Source organism: Achromobacter pulmonis, from assembly GCF_902859765.1.
GTDB lineage: Bacteria > Pseudomonadota > Gammaproteobacteria > Burkholderiales > Burkholderiaceae_B > Achromobacter > Achromobacter pulmonis.
Genome location: NZ_CADIJV010000001.1, coordinates 69,087 through 88,828, shown reverse-complemented (window position 1 = coordinate 88,828; position 19,742 = coordinate 69,087). Strand labels below are relative to the sequence as shown.

Annotated in this window: 16 protein-coding genes; 11 read left to right on the top strand and 5 right to left on the bottom strand. The window is 66.1% G+C overall.

Going from position 1 to position 19,742, the window contains the following annotated elements:
• Positions 1-41: 41 nt before the first annotated feature.
• Complete coding sequence (gene ggt / locus HV701_RS00370) at positions 42-1,799, bottom strand: gamma-glutamyltransferase (protein WP_175131173.1); 1,758 nt, start codon at positions 1,797-1,799, stop codon at positions 42-44.
• A gap of 123 nt (positions 1,800-1,922) precedes the next feature.
• On the opposite strand from ggt, the gene HV701_RS00365 reads away from it, so the two are divergent.
• Entirely contained in the window at positions 1,923-2,816 is an 894-nt protein-coding gene (locus HV701_RS00365; protein ID WP_175131172.1) for a LysR family transcriptional regulator, read from the top strand.
• 117 nt (positions 2,817-2,933) lie between these two features.
• On the opposite strand, the gene HV701_RS00360 is transcribed toward HV701_RS00365, so the two are convergent.
• Positions 2,934-3,911, bottom strand: a complete 978-nt coding sequence (locus HV701_RS00360; RefSeq protein WP_175131171.1) for a tripartite tricarboxylate transporter substrate binding protein BugE — start codon at positions 3,909-3,911, stop codon at positions 2,934-2,936.
• 247 nt (positions 3,912-4,158) lie between these two features.
• Here HV701_RS00360 and HV701_RS00355 point away from each other — a divergent pair, with 247 nt between their 5' ends.
• The gene (locus HV701_RS00355; RefSeq protein ID WP_236755056.1) at positions 4,159-5,058 is read left to right on the top strand and encodes an AEC family transporter; all 900 of its coding nucleotides are present in this window, start codon (positions 4,159-4,161) and stop codon (positions 5,056-5,058) included.
• An 89-nt stretch (positions 5,059-5,147) separates the two neighbouring features.
• Here the strand turns inward: HV701_RS00355 and fumC are convergent, their stop codons facing one another.
• On the bottom strand, positions 5,148-6,539 hold the full coding sequence (gene fumC / locus HV701_RS00350; protein WP_175131170.1) for a class II fumarate hydratase: 1,392 nt from the start codon (positions 6,537-6,539) through the stop codon (positions 5,148-5,150).
• 171 nt (positions 6,540-6,710) lie between these two features.
• Between fumC and tsaE the strand changes: the two genes are divergently transcribed.
• The 3 genes from tsaE (at position 6,711) to HV701_RS00335 (ending at position 11,267) form a co-directional block, all read left to right on the top strand.
• Positions 6,711-7,250: a tRNA (adenosine(37)-N6)-threonylcarbamoyltransferase complex ATPase subunit type 1 TsaE gene (gene tsaE / locus HV701_RS00345; protein ID WP_175131169.1), complete on the top strand. Its 540-nt coding sequence runs from the start codon at positions 6,711-6,713 to the stop codon at positions 7,248-7,250.
• Positions 7,178-8,557: an N-acetylmuramoyl-L-alanine amidase gene (locus tag HV701_RS00340; protein ID WP_175131168.1), complete on the top strand. Its 1,380-nt coding sequence runs from the start codon at positions 7,178-7,180 to the stop codon at positions 8,555-8,557. Before tsaE ends, HV701_RS00340 begins: the two co-directional genes overlap by 73 nt.
• Before the next feature lie 271 nt (positions 8,558-8,828).
• Complete coding sequence (locus HV701_RS00335) at positions 8,829-11,267, top strand: TonB-dependent receptor domain-containing protein (protein ID WP_254595084.1); 2,439 nt, start codon at positions 8,829-8,831, stop codon at positions 11,265-11,267.
• A gap of 49 nt (positions 11,268-11,316) precedes the next feature.
• Here the strand turns inward: HV701_RS00335 and HV701_RS00330 are convergent, their stop codons facing one another.
• Positions 11,317-11,955, bottom strand: a complete 639-nt coding sequence (locus tag HV701_RS00330) for a VTT domain-containing protein (protein WP_175131166.1) — start codon at positions 11,953-11,955, stop codon at positions 11,317-11,319.
• Between the two features lie 97 nt (positions 11,956-12,052).
• On the opposite strand from HV701_RS00330, the gene mutL reads away from it, so the two are divergent.
• The 3 genes from mutL (at position 12,053) to HV701_RS00315 (ending at position 15,541) form a co-directional block, all read left to right on the top strand.
• Positions 12,053-14,002: a DNA mismatch repair endonuclease MutL gene (gene mutL, locus HV701_RS00325; protein ID WP_175131165.1), complete on the top strand. Its 1,950-nt coding sequence runs from the start codon at positions 12,053-12,055 to the stop codon at positions 14,000-14,002.
• A 3-nt stretch (positions 14,003-14,005) separates the two neighbouring features.
• Entirely contained in the window at positions 14,006-14,962 is a 957-nt protein-coding gene (gene miaA / locus HV701_RS00320; RefSeq protein WP_175131164.1) for a tRNA (adenosine(37)-N6)-dimethylallyltransferase MiaA, read from the top strand.
• 84 nt (positions 14,963-15,046) lie between these two features.
• Entirely contained in the window at positions 15,047-15,541 is a 495-nt protein-coding gene (locus tag HV701_RS00315; protein WP_175131163.1) for a hypothetical protein, read from the top strand.
• A 56-nt stretch (positions 15,542-15,597) separates the two neighbouring features.
• Here the strand turns inward: HV701_RS00315 and purM are convergent, their stop codons facing one another.
• Positions 15,598-16,647 carry a phosphoribosylformylglycinamidine cyclo-ligase gene (gene purM / locus HV701_RS00310; protein ID WP_175131162.1) on the bottom strand — a complete coding sequence of 350 codons (1,050 nt, stop codon included), beginning with the start codon at positions 16,645-16,647 and terminating at the stop codon, positions 15,598-15,600.
• A gap of 312 nt (positions 16,648-16,959) precedes the next feature.
• Here purM and hda point away from each other — a divergent pair, with 312 nt between their 5' ends.
• Genes hda through pcnB form a run of 3 tightly spaced genes read left to right on the top strand, consistent with a single transcriptional unit; the run spans position 16,960 to position 19,742 of the window.
• Complete coding sequence (gene hda / locus HV701_RS00305) at positions 16,960-17,661, top strand: DnaA regulatory inactivator Hda (RefSeq protein WP_175131161.1); 702 nt, start codon at positions 16,960-16,962, stop codon at positions 17,659-17,661.
• On the top strand, positions 17,658-18,356 hold the full coding sequence (locus tag HV701_RS00300) for an HAD family hydrolase (RefSeq protein ID WP_175131160.1): 699 nt from the start codon (positions 17,658-17,660) through the stop codon (positions 18,354-18,356). Before hda ends, HV701_RS00300 begins: the two co-directional genes overlap by 4 nt.
• Complete coding sequence (gene pcnB, locus HV701_RS00295; RefSeq protein WP_175131159.1) at positions 18,357-19,742, top strand: polynucleotide adenylyltransferase PcnB; 1,386 nt, start codon at positions 18,357-18,359, stop codon at positions 19,740-19,742.

Sequence of the window (19,742 nt, the reverse complement as noted above, 5' to 3'; positions counted from 1 at the left end):
GCAGCACCGGCGCATACGGGCGCCGGGCGGCATGCCCCCCCCTAGCCGCCCAGCGCCAGCCCTTCGCGGCGGGGGTCGGCCCCGCCCTGCAGGCCGTCGCGGTCGATCACGATGCCATGGATGCCGCTGGGGAAATCGGTGATCTTCACGGGATGCCCCATGCGTTCGAGCGCCGGCGCCAGCGCCTCCAGCGCGGTGCCCCGCTCCAGTTCAGTCTCCTTGTTGCGGCTGCCCATGTTGGGCAAGGCCGCCGCGGCCTGGATGTCGAGCTTCCAGTCCAATACCGCCATGATGGTCTTGGCGACGTAGTTGATGATGGCGCTGCCGCCCGGCGAACCCACCAGCAGATAGGGCTTGCCGTCGCGCAGCACGATCATCGGCGCCATGGCGCTGCGCGGACGCTTGCCCGGCTCGACGCGGTTGGCCACCAGCCGGCCTTCGGGATCCCGGAACGACGACGAGAAATCCGTCATTTCGTTGTTCAGCAGGAAGCCGCGCACGAAGATCTTGCTGCCGAACTCGTTCTCGATGGTGGTGGTCATCGACAGCGCATTGCCGTCGGCGTCCACCGCCACCAGGTGGCTGGTGGAGGGCCGTTCCAGGGCGTTGTCGCGCCCCGGCGCCAGCAGCTTGCCCTCGGGGTCGCCGGGCAGCGCGACTTTCATGCTGCGGTCGGGACGGATCAGCGCGCCGCGCGCCCGCAGATAGGCCGGATCCAGCATGGCGCGCACCGGGACATGCACGAAATCCGGATCGGCCACATAGAAATCCCGGTCGGCGAACGCCAGCCGGCCGGCCTCGGCGAAGTAGTGCACCGCCTCCACGCTGCCGGGCGCGTAGCTGCCCATGGGGTATTGCTCCAGCTCGCCCAGCATCTCCAGCACCGCGATCGGACCGCTGCTGGGCGGACCCATGCCGCACAATTCATAACCGCGATAGGCGCCGCAGACCGGCTCGCGCTGGCGCGGCCGGTAGCCGGCCAGATCGGCCAGCGTCAGGTCGCCCGGCTTGGGGTGGGCATGCACCGCCGCGACGATGTCGCGCGCGATGTCGCCCTGGTAGAAGGCGTCCGCGCCGCCTTGCGCCACCGCCCGCAAAGTGGCCGCGAAGGCCGGGTTCTTCAGCACATGGCCGATCGGCCAGGCGCTGCCGTCGGGCGCATAGAAATAGGCCGCGGCCGCCGGCTGGCGCGGCAGCGCCCGGTTGCCCGCCAGCAGCTTGTGCAGGCGCGGCGACACGGCAAAGCCCTGTTCGGCCAGGCGGATCGCCGGCTGAAACAGGTCGGCCCACGGCAGCTTGCCCTGGCGCTTATGCGCCAGCTCCAGGCCGCGCAACAGGCCGGGCACACCCACCGCCATGCCATTGTTGACCGCCTGCGCAAAGGGCAGCGGCTTGCCGTCGGCGTCCAGGAACCGGTCCGGCCGCGCCGCGGCGGGCGCCGTCTCACGGCTGTCGTAGGTCACGATGCGGTGGTCCTTGGCTGAATACACCACCATGAAGGCGCCGCCGCCGATGCCGGAGGATTGCGGCTCCACCAGGTTCAACACGAGCTGCGTGGCAATGGCGGCATCCACCACGCTGCCGCCCCGGCGCAGCATTTCCTCGCCGGCCGCGGTCGCCAGCGGATTGGCCGCGACCATCATGAAATGCGGCGCGCGCACCAGCGCCCGCGCCTGGCTGCCGGTGGCGGCTTCGGGATTCAGGTCCTCGGTGGCCGCCGGCGAACGAGCCCAGGCGGGTGCGGCCGCGGCCAGCGTGGCGGCGGACAAGAGGGCGGCGGCGGCACGGCACACGCGCATGACGGACTCCATGGTGGCGCCGGCAGGCCGGCATGGATGCCATGATAGACAAGGCCGCCGCCGCTGTCGCGCGCGCCGCGATGCGCCGTAGAATGCGGGTTTGCGCCAACCCCCGCCCGCCTCATGCGCCTGCGCCATATCGAGATCTTCGAAGCCATCCGCCGTACTGGTTCCCTGACCCAGGCCGCGGCGGCGCTGCACATCACCCAGCCTGCGGCCAGCAAGCTGCTGGCCAGCGCCGAGGCGCAACTGGGCTTCAAACTGTTCGAACGCATCAAGGGGCGGCTGGTCGCCACGCGCGAGGCCGATATCCTGACACCCGAGGTGGCGCGCCTGAACCAGGATCTGGACAGCGTGCGCCGCCTGGCCGCCAGCCTGCGCGACCGCCCCCATGCCCACTTGCGGCTGGGCTGCGCGCCGGCGCTCGGCCTGGGCCTGCTGCCCGGCGTGGTGCGCGACAGCCGCGCCGCCCAACCCGGCATCACCTTCGATATCCATACGTATCACAGCGCCGAACTGGTGCGCGGCATGCTGACTCGCGAGCTGGACCTGGCCGTGACCTTCGATACCCACGACACGCCCGGGCTGACGCGGATCGAACTGGGCCATACCGAACTGGTGAACCTGGGGCGCGGCGGCGGCGACGGCGGTCCGCTGGCGCTGGCCGACATCGCCGGCGACACCCTGATCCTGCTGGACGCCAGCGACGCGGCGGGCGCGTTGCTGCAAATGGCGCTGGATGCGCAGGGTCTGGATCCGCGCGCAGCGGTGCGGGTGCAGACTCATTATGTGGCCTGCGCGCTGGCCCAGGCGGGCGCGGGCGATGCCATCGTCGACGCCATCACGGCCCAGGCCATGCGGCGTCCGGACATGCGGCTGCGGCGCCTGACGCCGGTGCTGCAGGTGCCGATCAGCGTGCTGGCTCGCAGCCAGGATCCCCTGACGGCCCTGCAACGCGACCTGATCGAGCGCCTGCGCGCGGCCTGCGCCGCCAGCCAGGCCGCGCTGGAACCCTGACCCACCATGTAAAAAACCCTCGAATGCTGGGACCAGGTCCAGCGTTCGAGGGTCTGCGCGCAAGGCGCGCCACGCGAGGCGGCGGACGGGCGCGCGCCCGTGCCGCCTGCGATGTCGTCAGTCCAGCTTGATGTTCTGCTTTTTCACGACGTCTTTCGCCCAGTCGAATTGCTCCTTGATCTCCTTGGCGAATTCCTCCGGCGTGTTGCCCGACGGCGCCGAGCCCTGGTCATCCAGCGCCTTGATGACCTTCGGGTCTTTCAGGGCCACGACCGCCGCGTCACGCAGCTTGTTGACGACGTCCATGGGGGTGCCCTTGGGCGCCAGCAGGCCATACCAGACCGGCTGGTTCAGGACCGGGAAGCCGGCTTCCTTGAAGGTCGGCACGCCCTTGATGGCAGGAATTTCCTGCGGCCACGCGATCGCCATGGCGTTCAGCTTGCCCGCCTTGATCTGCGGCATCGAGGACGGCAGGTTGTCGAAAAGGATTTCGATCTGGCCGCCGACGGCGTCGGCCACGGCCGGGCCCGAGCCCTTGTACGGCACGTGCACGATGTCGGTGCCGGTGGCCATCTTGAACGATTCGCCCATCAGGTGCAGCACGCCGCAAGTGCCCGAGCTGCCATAGGAATACTTGCCGGGGTTCTTCTTCAGTTCTTCGACGAAGCCCTTGAAATCCTTGGCCGGGAACTTCGGATTCACGGCGACCACGTTGGCGGTGTTGGCGAAGTTAGTGACCGGCTGGAAGTCCTTGATCGGATCGTAGGGCAGGTCGTTGGGGCGGCACGCCGGGTTGACGGCCATGGTCGAGACCGTGGCGATCGACAGGGTGTAGCCGTCCGGCTCGGCGCGCGCGGCTTCGGCCGCGCCGATGGCGCCACCGGCGCCGCCCTTGTTCTCGACCACCATGGGCTGGCCCAGTTCCTGGCTCATGCGCTGCGTCACCAGGCGCGCGATGATGTCGGTCGAACCGCCCGGCGCGAACGGCACGATGACGCGGATCGGCTTGTTGGGATAGGCGTCGGCGGCGTGAGCGGCACCGACCGTACCGGCGGCCAGCGCGATGGCGACAGCCAGGGAGCGAACTTTAATCATTGGTGTGTTTCCTCCAAATGTGCGTGCCCGAGTGTGAACGGACCGTCTTGTGGCGCCCCCGTCTGTGAACGGGTGAGCAGTTAGCGTCGGCGGGGCATCGCTTGGAATGCAGGGCAGAAAACCGTGCTTTTTATCGAGTTGCTTGTGGCACACGCGCCCGCCAGAATGACGGAGAATAGCAGCAAACGCTTACCGTCGCATAGCGCGCCGATCTCCGGCGGGCGCTCACGAAAAAACGCAAATTCCCATGTCGGTTGCACTGCTGGTTTTCCCTGATTTCATGCTGGTCGCGCTCGGGTGGGCGCTCCGCCACAAATTGAATTTTTCGCGCGAATTCTTTGCCGGCACCGAGCGCCTGGTCTACTTCGTGCTGTTCCCCGCCCTGCTATTTCAGGCCATCCTGCGCACACCGATCAGCGCAGGCAACGCCGCAATACTGTTGCAGGCAACCGCGGCGGTGATCGTCTCTGGCGTGGCCCTGTCGTGGCTGGCGGGTCCGGTGCTGAAACCCTCGTCGCTGGGCCTGGCCTCGTCGGCGCAATGCGGTTACCGGTTCAACACCTATATCGGACTGGCCCTCTCCGCCAGCCTGGGCGGCACGCAAGGGCAAACGGTAATGGCGCTGATCATCGGCTTCGCCGTGCCGATGGCCAACGTGGCCGCGGTGTACGGGCTGGCGCGCCATAACGGCGGCAATCTGCTGCGCGAGCTGGCGCGCAATCCCCTGGTGATATCGACGCTGGCGGGGCTGGCCTGCAATCTGGCGGGACTGCACCTGCCCGGGCCGGTGGACACGGTGCTGGCGCGGCTGGGCGCGGCCGCGATCGCGCTGGGGATTCTGTGCGTGGGGGCCAGCCTGGCATGGGAAGGCGGCAAGGGCTACGGCCGCTTGATCGCGTGGATGCTGGCGGTGAAGCTGGTGGCGCTGCCGCTGGTGGCGCTGGCCGTGGCCAGAGTGCTGGGGCTGGCGCCGCTGGAGGGGCGGATGCTGTTGCTGTTCGCGGCCTTGCCCACGGCTTCGGCGGCCTACGTGCTGGCAATGCGGATGGGTGGGGACGGGCGGATGGTGGCGGTGCTCATTTCCCTGGGCACGCTGTTTTCGGCGCTGACGATTCCGGGGTGGCTGCTGCTGACGGGGAATGCCTGAACGCCTGACGCCAGGATCAACAGGACGGTACAACGCGCATCAAAAAAGCCGCCCCTTGCGGGGCGGCTTGCGCTCGATGGCGTCAGGGCTTACTTGCCGGCGTTCGTCATGCTCGACGGCACGACCCATTCGGCGAATTGGGCTTCGGTGACGTAGCCCAGGGCCAGCGCCGATTCCTTCAGCGACAGGCCTTCCTTGTGCGCCTTCTTGGCGATCTGGGCGGCCTTGTCGTAGCCAATGTGGGGGTTCAGCGCGGTGACCAGCATCAACGAGCGGTCGACCAGTTCGGCGATGCGCTCGCGGTTGGGCTGGATGCCGGCGGCGCAATGCTGGTTGAAGCTCGCCATGCCATCGGTCAACAGGCGCACCGACTGCAGGAAATTGTGGATCACCAGGGGCTTGTAGACGTTCAGCTCGAAGTTGCCGCTGGCGCCGCCGATGTTGATGGCGACATCGTTGCCCAGGACCTGGGCCGCCAGCATGGTGATGGCTTCGCACTGGGTCGGGTTGACCTTGCCCGGCATGATGGAGCTGCCGGGTTCGTTTTCGGGGATGCTGATTTCACCCAGGCCGGAACGCGGGCCGCTGGACAGCCAGCGCACGTCGTTGGCGATCTTCATGAGGCCGGCGGCGAGCGACTTGAGCGCGCCGTGGGCGAACAACAGGCCTTCGTGCGAGGCCAGCGCCTGGAACTTGTTGGGCGCGGACACGAACGCGGTTTCGGTGGCGTGGGCCAGTTCGGCCGAGACCTTGGCGCTGAATTGCGGATGGGCGTTCAATCCGGTGCCGACGGCGGTGCCGCCGATGGCCAACTGGTGCAGGCCCGGCAGCGTGGCACGGATCTGCTGCTCGGCCAGGTCGAGCTGGGCGACGTAGCCCGACAATTCCTGGCCCAGGGTCAGCGGGGTGGCGTCCTGCAGGTGGGTGCGGCCGATCTTGACGATGTCGTAGAACTCGGCGCTCTTGGCGGCGAAGGTGGCACGCAGGGCCTTCAGGGCCGGCAGCAGGCGGTGTTCGACTTCGACCGCGGCCGCCACGTGCATGGCCGTGGGGAAGGTGTCGTTGGACGACTGGCCGCGGTTGACGTGGTCGTTGGGGTGGACCTTGCGTTCCTCGCCGCGCACGCCACCCAGCAATTCGGAGGCGCGGTTGGCCAGCACCTCGTTCATGTTCATGTTGCTCTGGGTACCGGAGCCGGTCTGCCACACGGACAGCGGGAATTCGTTGGGCCACTTGCCGGCGATGACCTCATCGGCGGCGCGGACGATGCCATCGGCGATCGTGGGGTCGAGCTCCCCAAGTTCGGCATTGACCTTGGCGGCCGCGCGCTTCAGGCGCGCCATCGCGATGACCAGCGGCTCGGGCATCTTCTCGGTGGAGATCGAGAAAAAATGCAGCGAGCGCTGCGTCTGCGCGCCCCAGAGGTGATCCTCGGGGACTTCGATGGGGCCAAAAGTGTCTTTTTCGATGCGGGTCTTCATGGCGCTTACTGCTCCGTGGCGGCGTCCGTCGCGGCCGGCGGGACTCCGCCTGGCCGGACCATTTGAGAATAGCAATCACTTATAAGATTAGCAGAAACCCGAATTCCTATAATCGCGTTCAATCGGTATTTCCCATCCTGACCTTTTACCACTCGCCCCGCGACCCGCGCCATGTCCGTTCCCCTGCGCAGCCTGACCCTGCACCTGCCCGATGAAGCCGCCACGGAAGCGTTGGCGCGGCAGCTCGCCCCGCTTGTCTCTGGCCGCGAAACCGGGCTGGCAGGCGCATGTATCCATCTCCAAGGCGACCTGGGGGCAGGAAAAACGGCCTTCTCCAGGGCATTGTTGCGGGAATGCGGCATCACAGGCCGAATCAAGAGTCCGAGCTACGCGCTGCTTGAATCCTATAAAGTTTCTAACTTATACTTCTATCACCTTGATTTTTATAGATTTAGTGATTCGCGCGAATGGTTGGACGCAGGATTCCGGGATTTACTGCGTGAAGATGCGGTCGTTTTGATCGAATGGCCGGAGCGGGCTGAGGGCCTTTTGCCCCCTCCCGACCTGCAGATTTCCCTGGCGTATGCCGGCCAGGGACGCGACGCCACCCTGACCGCGTACACCGCCCGAGGACAAACATGGTTGAACGCGATTGTCCCCCCGCCCGTAACGGCGCCCTCCCCGCAGCCGGCGCCACCCGACGCCGCCTGATCAGCGTCGCCGCCACCCTGCTCGTCCTGCCGGTGGTGCCCCGGCTGGCGCAGGCCGCCACCATCCTCGCGGTGCGCACCTGGCCCGCCGACGAATACACCCGCGTCACGCTGGAACTGGACAGCGAGCTCAAGGCCGAACACTTCACCCTGGAAAATCCGCATCGCCTGGTGGTCGATATCGAGGGACTGACCCTGAGCGCTGCCCTGAACGACCTGGTCTCCAAGGTCCGGCCCGGCGATCCCTACATCCAGAGCCTGCGGGTGGCGCAGAACCGTCCCAACGTGGTGCGGCTGGTGTTCGACCTGAAACAGGCGGTGGCGCCGCAGGTGTTCACCCTCAAGCCGGTAGCCGATTACCAATACCGCCTGGTGCTGGACCTGTACCCCAAGGTCGCCCAGGACCCCCTGGTGGCGATTCTCAACAAAACCGGACCCGACGCCGACGATCCGCTGGCGCGCATCCTCGAAGACATCCAGCGCAACCCCGCCACGCGCGCCGATCCACCGGAACCGCCACGGGTGAAGGGCCAGCAGCCGGCCGCGCCGCTGCCGATACCCAAGTCGCCCCCGGCCACCGCCAGCCGCGGCAAGCAGCGCATGCTGACCATCGCGCTCGACCCCGGCCACGGCGGCGAGGACCCAGGCGCCATCGGCCGCAGCGGCCTGCGCGAAAAAGACGTGGTGCTGCGCATCGCGCGGCGCCTGAAAGCGCTGATCGACGCCCAGCCCTACATGCGCGCCTACCTGACACGCGACGACGACTTCTTCGTGCCGCTGCATGTGCGCGTGCAGAAGGCGCGCCGGGTGCATGCCGACCTATTCGTGTCGATCCATGCCGACGCCTGGATCAAGCCCACGGCCAACGGTTCCTCAGTGTTCGCGCTGTCGCAGCGCGGCGCCTCCAGCGCCCAGGCGCGCTGGATGGCCGACAAGGAAAACGCGGCCGACCTGATCGGCGGCGTCAATCTGGGCAGCCACGACCGCCAGGTCGCCAAGGTGCTGCTGGACCTGTCCACCACCGCGCAGATCAACGACTCGCTCAAGCTCGGCAGCGCCTTCCTGGACGAAATCAAGAAGATCAACCGGCTGCACAAGAACAGCGTCGAACAGGCCGGCTTCGCCGTGCTGAAAGCGCCTGACATTCCGTCGGTGCTGGTGGAAACGGCCTTCATCAGCAACCCGCAGGAAGAGGCCCTGCTCAAGAGTTCGGCGCACCAGGAGAAGCTGGCGCAGGCCATGATGACCGGCATCCAGCGCTACTTCACCGCCAATCCGCCGCTGGCGCGGCTGGGCAACATCAGCTGACCGCCCGCCGGTCGCAATCAGGGCCATGCGCGCGCGCATGGCCCTTTTCTTTTGGGGCGCCCCCATGCGCTCATTCACACGTCCCGGGTTACCCGATCTTATATAAAGGCGAGTGCAAGACTTGCCTCTGGATTTTCAGACTGATCCCCACAACGCTTCGCAGTCAGCCTGGGTAAATTAGCAGCCATCCTTTTGGAAAGATTTATGGCCGCCGCCACCCCGCCCCGCATTCCAGCGCCATCCTGTATTTATCATGCAGGGATCCTGGAAAATGAAATGCACGAAAATATCGCTGGCAGCCGCCCTCTTGTTATCCACAACCTCGTATGGCCAGAGCGCGCCAAGCGAGGCCGTGCCTGACGAGGCCAGGAAGGGCGCCCATAATGGGGTGAAGATTTTCTCGCCGATCACCGTCACCACGACCATCAAGCCGGAAGACGTGACCACCCAGTCCATTTCTGCTGACGAGCTGAAAAAGATAGGCGGGAATGATTTTGGCACCATCATGCGCTATCAACCCCTGATCAGCGCATCAGGCGTAAATAGCGGTTCTCGCAACGGCAAATCCAGCTTTGACCGTGGCGGTTACAGCAGTTATAACATTCGCGGCCTGGATGGCAACCGCGTGGCCTTGGATGTCAACGGGATCCCCTTGCCGGACGCCACCGGCCGCAGTTACGCAGTCACGACCGGCGAAGACACTTTTGGCATCGGCCGCGATTACATCGACCCCTATCTGTACGGCCAGGTGAACATTACGTCAGGCTCGGCGCGGCAAAGTACGGTCAAGAACGTGGTGGGCGGCTCGGTGTCATTTATCAGCAAATCGCCGGACGCGTATCTCACCGACACTGAAAGCAGCTATTTTGATTACACCGGCGAGTTCGACTCGGCCGACCATGCCTGGCACAACGGCGTGACCTCGGCGTTCGGCAACGATAGCGCCAGGGTTCTGTTCGCCTACAGCCGGCGCGATGGCCGGCAGACGCAAAACAACAGCGATTATCTGGCTGCCTACCCGATGCGCTGGCATTCCGACGCCGCGCTGATCAATGGCGTGGTCGACATCGACAACAGCAACCGCATCATGGGCACACTGGATTTCTATCACAAATCCAGCGCGGAAAGCGCGCCCATGTACAAAAAGCTGAATAGCCTCGCCGCCCACGAAAGCATTGTTGGCTCGGCCAGGCAGAAGAACGCCACGCAACGCCATTCAGTCAGCCTGGCCCATGTGTTTACGCCAAAAAACAACTGGCTGATAGACACGATGGAAAACAGGGCCTTCTACCAGCAGACGCGCGTCAGCGACAATACCTTTACACAGCAAGATATCGCCACTTCCTTCATGTCGTGGTTTACCGGACAAGAGACGGAAAGCCCATTGGAGAATGTGTCGACCTTCTCCGATTTGAACACCAAGACTTTTGGCTTCCAGAGCGAAATCACCAAGGAATATGGCGTCCAGACACTGAATTACGGCGTGAATTTCTCGGCGGTACAGTTTTCGCGGCCCTTCAGGCAAGTTGGCGACGAATATCCAACCTTGCAGCCACAGGGCAACAACAGAACTTACGATACGAATGTGTGGCTGGGTGACACCGTCACCATCGGCGCCTTTTCCGTAATGCCGGGGCTGAAATATTCATGGCACAGAATCAAACCGCAAGGCTTTGACGCGCCCGCCGACGACAAGGCACTGGGCGGGTTGACTCTGGAAGAAATCAATCAGATACACAGCAAGACGTTCACGGACGGCAAGTTGTTGCCTTCGTTGACCGTCATGTATGCGCTCAACCCCCAGTTCAATACCTATCTGCAATACAAACGCGGCGTTTCCTACCCCACCAGCAGTCAAATAGCGGGAATCTGGCTGCACCCCAAGGTTGGACGCGCATCGCCAGCCATGGTTGGCAATTCCGACTTGAAGTCCGAAACCAGCAATCAGTTTGAATTGGGGGTGGTTGGCCAGGCCACGAGTGGAATCACCGTGCGCGGCAATGTGTTCTACAACAGCTACGATAATTTCATCTACAACCGCAAATACGCCTTGCGGGATTACCGAACAGGCTTGCCGAAACCCGGCGTTGAGAACCTGCTTGCCAAGCTTCCAGCCTCGATTTCCAGCCTCACCATCGCGGAAAATCGCGACAAGGCGTATATCTACGGCGCCGAATTGATAACCCGGATCAACTATGGCGCCCTGTTCAGGAACGCCAGAGGGCTGAGCAGCACTTTTGCCGTAGGGTACAACCAAGGCAAATCGAAATCATCGTATTCGGGCGATGGCTGGGTGGACCTGGACAGTGTCCTACCGGTTAAAGCCATTGCCTCATTGGCCTGGGACGACCCTCAAAACCGTTATGGTGCGAGCATCACCGCCACCTTCGTCAAGGGGAAGCAGGCGGTCGATCCCGTCCGGCAGAATTTCTCCAACAATGGCAGTCTTACATTTGAGGAATATGCCGAGAAATACGAAAAGGACTACAAGCGCATTCCTGGCTATAGCATTTTCGATCTGACGGCTTATTACAACGTGAAGAAACACCTGACACTGGCGATGGGCATTTACAACCTCACCAATCGCAAGTATTGGAATTACGCCAGCAATAGGAAAATGCCGATGACCTCGGATCAGGATCTGCGTGATATCGCTCTTGGCGTGGCGCCTGGCAGGACTTACCAGCTAAGCGTCACGGCAATCTTCTGATTTCGTCCTTGCTCCCTTTCCGGCAGCGGCTGCGCGCCCAGCGGCGCCGCTAGCCGCCCCGGCGCGCGCGCAGCAGCTTGAACAACGCCGCGCCAACCACCGGCACGATGGCCGCGCCCAGGCCGATCAGCACAATGGTGTTCAGGTGTTCCTTGACCAGCGGAATGTTGCCGAAGAAATACCCCGCCGCCACCAGGCTCACCACCCACAGCAGCGCGCCCAGAATGTTGAACAGCTGGAAACGCGACAGCGGCATGCCGGCCACGCCGGCCACGAACGGCGCGAACGTGCGCACCACCGGGATGAAGCGCGACATGACGATGGTCTTGCCGCCGTGCTTCTCGTAGAACGCATGCGTGCGCATCAGCGCACCACGGTCCAGAAAGCGCAGGTTCATCGAGAACACGCGCGGGCCGATATAGCGGCCGATGGCGTAGTTCACGCTGTTGCCGGTGATGGCGGCCACGATCAGCAACGCCGCCAGCAGCACCGGGTCCAGGCTGCCCGTGGCGCCGAAGGCGCCGGCGATGAACAGCAACGAATCGCCCGGCAGGAACGGCAGCACCACCAGCCCGGTTTCCGCGAAAACGATCAGGAACAGCACCAGATAGACCCACACGCCGTACTGCTGGACCCAGACCCCGAGGGTCTGGTCGATGTGGAGCACCATTTGGAAAAAATCAAGCATCAATACGTCCCTGGAGGCGGAAGGGGAATCAGGCAACGACTATAGCCCACCGGGTCAAGAGGCTAAAATCATCCTTGTAGCTACACCGGAATCCCTCATGACAGAACGCCGCTCCATTCTTGCGCTGCCCGATCTGCTGATCAGCCAGATCGCCGCGGGCGAGGTGATCGAGAGACCCGCCTCGGTGCTCAAGGAAATCCTCGAGAACGCCATCGACGCGGGTGCCCGCGCGATTGAGGTGCGCCTGGAGGGTGGCGGCATCCGCCGCATCGCCGTGACCGACGACGGCGGCGGCATCCCCCCGGAAGAACTGCCGCTGGCGCTGGCGCGCCATGCCACCAGCAAGATCCGCGACCTGCGCGAACTGGAATCGGTCGCGTCGATGGGGTTCCGCGGCGAAGCCCTGGCCTCGATCGCTTCGGTGGCGCAGGTGTCGATCATCTCGCGCACGCGCGACGGCGAACACGCCTGGCAGATCCAGGCCGGCAACATGCAGGTCAGCCCCGCCTCGGGCCCGCCGGGCACCACGGTGGACGTGCGCCAGTTGTTCGACGCGGTGCCGGCGCGGCGCAAGTTCCTGCGCTCGGAAGCCACCGAATTCGGGCACTGCGTCGATGCCATGGAGCGCATCGCGCTGGCGCATCCGCAGATCGCCTTCCGCCTGTTCCACCACGACCGCGCGCAGCGTCAATGGCTGCCGGCCGAGCCGCCGCAGCGCATCCGCGACGTGCTGGGCGCGGAATTTGCCGAGCATGGCCTGCTGCTGTCGCACAGTGTCGGCACGGTCAGCCTGGCCGGCATGATCACCCGCCCCACCGCGGCGCGCGCCCGCGCCGATCGGCAGTACCTATATGTCAACGGCCGCTACGTGCGCGACCGCACCGTCAGCCACGCGCTGCGCGCCGCCTACGCCGACGTGCTGCACGGCGACCGCCAGCCGGCCTACGTGCTGTTCCTGGACATCGACCCGGGCGCGGTCGACGTCAACGTGCACCCGGCCAAGCACGAGGTGCGCTTCCGCGACAGCGGCGCCGTGCACCGCTTCGTCAATCATGCGGTCAGCCAGACGCTGGCGCAGACCGGCGGCTCATCGGCGGTGGCGCCGGCCGCGAGCGCACGCGACGACGATGAATTCGAGACCGTGTCGCCGTCATCCCCGGTTGCGTCCGGCGGACTGCCCGCGTCCGCGCTGGCCGACGCGCCCGCGCCCCGCCCCGGCCACCACGGCGCCGGCCAGAGCGCCGCGCCCGGCTACGGCCTGCGGCCCTCCCCGACACCGCAACGCCCGCACACGCAAGTGCCGTTCCGTCTGCACGCGGAGCCGGCCGGCATTCCCGCCGCCGACTGGCAATCGCTGTACCGCCCGCTGAACGACGACACCGCATCGCGCGTCGAGCCGCTGCGCGATGCGGCCACGCCAACGCCCCTGGCCTCGCCGGCGCCGACGCTGCCGGCCGACGAGGAACACCCGCTCGGCATGGCGCTGGGCCAACTGCACGGCATCTACATCCTGGCGCAGAACCGCCGCGGCATGGTGCTGGTGGACATGCACGCCGCCCACGAGCGGGTGGTCTACGAACAGCTCAAGCAGGCGCTGGACGCGCGCAGCCTGCCGCGCCAGGACCTGCTGGTGCCGGTGGTGTTCCACGCCCAGGAAAAAGACGTGGCGGTGGTCGAGGAATTCCAGGAACAGCTGGAAGACCTCGGCTTCCAGATGCGCCCGTCCGGCCCAACGTCGATCGCGGTGCGTTCGGTACCCGCCATCCTGGCGCGCGGCGATATCGAGACACTGGCCCGCGCCGTGCTGCGCGATCTGGCCGGCGTGGGCGTGTCGCGTTTGCTGACCGAACAGCGCAACGAGCTGCTGTCGACCATGGCCTGCCACGGCTCAGTGCGCGCCAACCGCAAGCTCACGATCGAAGAGATGAACGGTCTGCTGCGGCAGATGGAAGCCACCGAACGCGCCGACCAGTGCAACCACGGCCGGCCCACTTGGGTGCAATGGTCGGTGTCCGACCTGTACAAGCTGTTCCTGCGCGGGCAATAGACGTTGTCCAGGCCCACCTCCCCGCTCGTCATCTGCCTGGCCGGCCCCACCGCCGCCGGCAAGAGCGCGTCCACCCTGGCGCTGGCCGAACGCTGGCCGCTGGAGATCGTCAACGTCGATTCCGCCACGATCTATCGCGGCATGGACATCGGCACCGCCAAGCCGTCACTGGCCGAACAAGCGCAGGTGCCTCAGCACCTGCTTGATATCCGGGACCCGGCGCAGTCGTATTCGGCCGCCGAATTCCGCGCCGACGCCCTGCGCCTGATTGCCGAGATCCGCGCGCGCGGCCGCATTCCGCTTCTGGCCGGCGGCACCATGATGTACTACAAGGCGCTGCGCGACGGCCTGGACGACCTGCCGCAGGCCGACCCCGCGCTGCGCGCCGAGCTGGAAGCCCGCGCCGCCCGCGACGGCTGGCCGGCGCTGCACGCCGAATTGGCCGTGCTGGACCCTGTCACGGCGGCGCGGCTGGCGCCCAACGACAGCCAGCGCATCCAGCGCGCGCTGGAAATCTGCCAGTTGTCGGGCCGGCCCATGTCCGCCCTGCTCAGCCGCGGCCAACGGCCGCCCGATGACGGCGCCGACCGTTACCTGACCATCAGCCTCGAACCCTCCGACCGCGCCGCGCTGCACGCGCGCATCGAACAGCGCTTTGACGCCATGCTGAGCAACGGCCTGCTGGACGAGGTGCGCGGCCTGCACGCGCGCGCCGACCTGCACCCCGGCCTGCCGTCGGTGCGCTGCGTGGGCTACCGCCAGATGTGGGCCCACCTGGATGGCGAGGTCCGCCTGGACGAGGCCCGCGAGCAAGGCATCGCCGCGACCCGCCAACTGGCCAAGCGCCAGATCACCTGGCTGCGGGCGCAGCCCGAGCGCATCATCGTCGACTGCCTGGCGGCCGACGCGGTGGCGCAGACCATCGACGCGATGGCCGTGGCGCTGGCCGACGCGCCCTGACGCAAGTGGATGCCCGCCTTCGGGCCCGGCCTCGCATCGCAACCGGCCGCCCGCGGCGGCCATGGATCCCTGGATACTGAACGGATGGACATCAACGAAGCACACCCGTCTTTTGCCGCCATGCTGCGCACGCAAGACAAAGCCTTGATCAGCGAAATCCGGCGGTTGCTTCAGGAGCGCCCGTTCACGCTGAATCCGGGCGTTTCCAAGGAAGCCGTGGACGCCATTCACTTCGAGTACGACTGGGAGTCGTTCGCGCCCGTCGCGATTCCATTGAACACGCGTTCCGGCTACTGTGGGCGGGGCCTGCCGCTGACGTTGCCGCTGCCGTTGATTCCGCCGGATGTCGACGCCGCGTTGACTGAAGCCATGGATAACGAGGACGATGATTTTTGCGATGAACTGCGCGAAAAAATGACGCAGACATACCTCGCCTGGTTCCAGGCGGCGTGGCGCGACGCGCGAGCCGCCAACCAGGATATGCGTGGCTTTCTGTCCGTTCACGACACCCTGTGGCGCACGGATCTGGATACGGGGGAAGAATTCCGCGAGGACGCGGGGCGGGTGAAATTCTTCTAACCGCGAAAGTAAAAAACCCGCCACCAGGGCGGGTCTTGTCATGCGGCCTTGCCGGCTCAGACCACCACGGTCTGCGGCATGCCTTCGGTCTGGGCGACGATCTCGCCCAGCTTGCTGACGGTTTCGCCCTGCTCGCGCAGCGTGGCGGCGATGGCGTCGGCCTGGGCCGGGTCCACCACCAGCACCATACCGATGCCGCAGTTGAAGACGCGGTACATCTCGGTGTCCTCGACGCCGCCCTGTTCCTGCAGCCACTGGAACAGCTTGGGCATTTCCCAGCTATCGCGCCGCAGGCGGGCCGACAGGCCGTCCTGCAGGATGCGCGGCACGTTGTCGAGCAGGCCGCCGCCGGTGATGTGGGCCAGGCCCTTGATGGCGGTGCCGTGCTTGGCCAGCGCGGCCAGCACCTGCTTGACGTAGATGCGGGTCGGGGCCATGACCACGTCGACCAGCGGCTGGCCGTGGAAGTCGTCGTCGGGCTTGGCGCCGGCGCGTTCCAGGATCTTGCGCAGCAGCGAATAGCCGTTCGAGTGCGCGCCGCTGGACGCCAGGCCCAGCACCACGTCGCCGACCTTGATCGACTTGCCGTCGATGATGGCCGACTTCTCGACCGCGCCCACCGCGAACCCGGCCAGGTCGTATTCGCCGTCCGGGTACATGCCCGGCATCTCGGCGGTTTCACCGCCGATCAGGGCGCAGCCCGACAGTTCGCAGCCCTTGGCGATGCCACCCACCACCGCCGCCGCCGTGTCCACCGAAAGCTTGCCGCAACCGAAGTAATCCAGAAAGAACAGCGGCTCGGCGCCCTGCACCAGGATGTCGTTGACGCTCATCGCCACCAGGTCGATGCCGACGGTGTCGTGGCGGTTCCAGTCGAACGCCAGGCGCAGCTTGGTGCCGACGCCGTCGGTGCCCGAGACCAGCACGGGTTCCTTGTAGTGCTTGGGCACTTCGAACAGGCCGCCAAAGCCGCCGATACCGGCCAGCACCCCGGGGCGCATGGTGCGCGCCGCAAGCGGTTTGATACGGTCGACCAGGGCGTCGCCCGCGTCGATGTCGACACCGGCGTCACGGTAGGTCAGGGGAGCTTTGGGTTGATTCGTCATGAGAAATGCCGTGGGATATGTAACAATTGCTGGGAATTGGGGTGGAACGCCCTGCATTTTACGATGTTGCGGCCCGGTCCAGGCCGGCGGCCGGCGAAAGCCGTCCGCGGCGGGCGGGACGGCCCCGGCCCGGCGCGGCGCCATTTTGGCGCAAACCCAAGCCAGGCAATGGGCTGGGACGCGACACCGGCGCCCCGGGTGGTTTAAAGTGTAGGGTTGGCCGATAGTGATTTTGCCAGCTTCTGGCGGGCAACGCCGCCGCCGGCCATGGGTTCGCCCCCCAGCCATGCCCCGCCTGATCGATAACCTCTCATGAACCGCCAGCTGCTGCTCGACGTTCTTCCCGCGCCAGCGCCTTCGCTGAACAACTACATCGCCGGTCCCAACGGAGAGGCGCTGGCAGCCGTGCGCACGCTCGCTCCCGGCCGCGCGCTGTATATCTGGGGCGCGGCGGGCTGCGGCCGCAGCCACCTGCTGCGCGCGCTGACCGCGCGCCCCGACGCCGTCTATATCGAAGCGGCCAACAGCGCCAACATCCTGCGCGTGCTGGCCGAAGCCGATTCCAAGTCGCCCATGCCCAAGTTCGTGGCCGTGGACGACGTGCACCGCATGGACGACCACCGCCAGGCGGGCCTGTTTGCCCTGTACAACCGCTGGCGCGAATCCGCCGCCACCGGCCGCGCCTTCGCGCTGGCCGTCGCTGGCGACCGCTCGCCGCTGTCGATGCCGCTGCGCGAAGACCTGCGCACCCGGCTGGGCTGGGACCTGGTGTTCCGCCTGGACCCATTGTCCGACGCCGACAAGCTGGCGGCGCTGGCCGCGCAAGCGGCCGAGCGTGGCCTGCACCTGGCGCCCGAAATCATCAACTGGATGTTGACGCACCACGAGCGCGACATCCGCAAGCTGGCGGCGTTGCTGGACGCGCTGGACCGCTATTCCCTGGCCACTGGCCGTCCCATCACCCTGCCCCTGCTGCGCGCCATGCTCGCAGACCCTGATTCACAACGCACATGACCTCCCGACGTCTCGCCCTGTTCGACCTGGATCACACCCTGTTGCCGCTGGACAGCGACTACCAATGGGCCGACTACCTGGCACGCACCGGCCGCGCCGGTGATCCCGACGAGGCCCGCCGCCGCAACGACGACCTGATGGACCGCTACAACCGCGGCGAACTCACCGCCGAGCAGGCCGCCGAGTTCATGCTGGGCCTGCTGGCCGCGCACGCGCCGTTCGAGCTGGCGGCCTGGCACGAAGACTTCATGGCCGAAGTCATCCGGCCGTCGATCACGCCCGCCGCGCGCGAGCTGGTGGAATCGCACCTGGCGGCCGGTGACCTGTGCGCCGTGGTCACCGCCACCAACAGCTTCGTCACCGCCCCCATTGCCCGCGCCTTCGGCATCCCCCACCTGGTGGCCACCGACGCCGAAGTCCAGCGCGGGCGCTATACCGGCCGCATTCTCGGCACCCCCAGCTTCAAGGAAGGCAAGGTGGTGCGCGTGAACGATTGGCTGGCCGCCATGGGCCTGGGGCTTGCGGATTTCCCCGAATCGTTTTTCTATAGCGATTCGGTCAACGATGTCCCGCTGCTCGAAAAGGTGACCCGCCCGATCGCCGCCAACCCCAGCCCCAGCCTGCGCGCCATCGCCATGGAACGGGGCTGGCAAGTGATCGACCTGTTCGACCACGTCATTGATGCCAAGTCCTAAATGATCACCGAAACCATAAAAAAATTCGTCGGCCGACTGTTCGCGCCGGCAGCCCGGGGGCCCTTGCGCATCGGACGCGACAAGCACGGCATCGACCGCCGCAATGTCTCGCGCCATGCCATCAAGGTGTGCGAAGTGCTGCGCCAGCACGGCTATGAAGCCTATATCGTGGGTGGCGCGGTGCGCGACCTGATCGTCGGCCTGGAACCCAAGGACTTCGACGTGGCCACCAACGCCACGCCCGAGCAGATCCGCCCGCTGTTCCGCCGCGCCCGCATCATCGGCCGCCGCTTCCAGCTGGTGCACGTGGTGTTCGGCCAGGAAATCATCGAGACCTCCACCTTCCGCGCGCCTGCCTCGGAAGACCAGGAAACCGACGCGCACGGCCGCATCCTGCGCGACAACGTGTTCGGCACCCACGAGGAAGACGCGGCGCGCCGCGACTTCACCATGAACGCGCTGTACTACGACCCGCACAACGAGGAAGTGATCGACTTCCACGACGGCGTGGCCGACCTGAAGAAGCGCCAGATCCGCATGATCGGCGATCCGGCCAAGCGCTATCGCGAAGACCCGGTGCGCATGCTGCGCGCGGTGCGCTTTGCCGCCAAGCTCAACGGCACCCTGGATCCGGCCACGCGCCAGCCGATCCGCACCATGGCCGACCTGATCGAGAACGTGCCGGCCTCGCGCCTGTTCGACGAGATGCTCAAGCTGCTGACCTGCGGCCACGCGATGGACTGCCTGCGCCAACTGCGCGCCGACGGCCTGCACAACGGCCTGCTGCCGCTGCTGGACGTGGTGCTGGAACAGCCGGGCGGCGAGCACTTCGTGGAGCTGGCGCTGGAACGCACCGACGCCCGCGTGCGCGCCGGCAAGACCATCAGCCCCAGCTTTCTGTTCGCCGCGCTGCTGTGGCAGCAGGTGGAGGTGCGCTGGAAGCAGTTGCGCGCCCAGGGCGAGCACACCATCCCGGCGCTGTCGCAGGCCGCCGATTCGGTGCTCGACGAGCAAACCGAGAAGCTGGCGATCCAGCGCCGTTTCTCGTCCGACATGCGCGAGATCTGGTTCATGCAGCCGCGCTTCGAGCGCCGCATGGGCAAGACCATTTTCCGCATGATCGAGCAGCCGCGCTTTCGCGCCGCCTGCGACTTCCTGCAACTGCGCGCCGCCGCCGGCGAGTTCGACAGCGTGCTGGCGCAGTGGTGGATGGACCTGGCCAATGCCGACGACGCCACCCGCGCCGACATGATCGAGGAAATCTCGCGCCTGCCGCGCGAGGCCGGCGATGGCCCGGCGCCGGCCGCGCGCAAGCGCCGCCCGCGCCGCCGCTCGCCCTCCCGCAGCGCGGGCGGTGGCGGCGGCAATGCCGGCAGCGCCGAATAA

Excerpts from the sequence above, each read along its gene's own strand:
- HV701_RS00300 (WP_175131160.1), top strand. The coding sequence starts at position 17,658 with ATGACCTCCCGACGTCTCGCCCTGTTCGACCTGGATCACACCCTGTTG.
- mutL (WP_175131165.1), top strand. The coding sequence starts at position 12,053 with ATGACAGAACGCCGCTCCATTCTTGCGCTGCCCGATCTGCTGATCAGC.
- HV701_RS00340 (WP_175131168.1), top strand. The coding sequence starts at position 7,178 with ATGGTTGAACGCGATTGTCCCCCCGCCCGTAACGGCGCCCTCCCCGCA.
- pcnB (WP_175131159.1), top strand. The coding sequence starts at position 18,357 with ATGATCACCGAAACCATAAAAAAATTCGTCGGCCGACTGTTCGCGCCG.
- HV701_RS00365 (WP_175131172.1), top strand. The coding sequence starts at position 1,923 with ATGCGCCTGCGCCATATCGAGATCTTCGAAGCCATCCGCCGTACTGGT.
- HV701_RS00330 (WP_175131166.1), bottom strand. The coding sequence starts at position 11,955 with ATGCTTGATTTTTTCCAAATGGTGCTCCACATCGACCAGACCCTCGGG.
- HV701_RS00315 (WP_175131163.1), top strand. The coding sequence starts at position 15,047 with ATGGACATCAACGAAGCACACCCGTCTTTTGCCGCCATGCTGCGCACG.
- purM (WP_175131162.1), bottom strand. The coding sequence starts at position 16,647 with ATGACGAATCAACCCAAAGCTCCCCTGACCTACCGTGACGCCGGTGTC.
- ggt (WP_175131173.1), bottom strand. The coding sequence starts at position 1,799 with ATGCGCGTGTGCCGTGCCGCCGCCGCCCTCTTGTCCGCCGCCACGCTG.
- HV701_RS00360 (WP_175131171.1), bottom strand. The coding sequence starts at position 3,911 with ATGATTAAAGTTCGCTCCCTGGCTGTCGCCATCGCGCTGGCCGCCGGT.
- HV701_RS00355 (WP_236755056.1), top strand. The coding sequence starts at position 4,159 with ATGTCGGTTGCACTGCTGGTTTTCCCTGATTTCATGCTGGTCGCGCTC.
- fumC (WP_175131170.1), bottom strand. The coding sequence starts at position 6,539 with ATGAAGACCCGCATCGAAAAAGACACTTTTGGCCCCATCGAAGTCCCC.
- tsaE (WP_175131169.1), top strand. The coding sequence starts at position 6,711 with ATGTCCGTTCCCCTGCGCAGCCTGACCCTGCACCTGCCCGATGAAGCC.
- hda (WP_175131161.1), top strand. The coding sequence starts at position 16,960 with ATGAACCGCCAGCTGCTGCTCGACGTTCTTCCCGCGCCAGCGCCTTCG.
- HV701_RS00335 (WP_254595084.1), top strand. The coding sequence starts at position 8,829 with ATGAAATGCACGAAAATATCGCTGGCAGCCGCCCTCTTGTTATCCACA.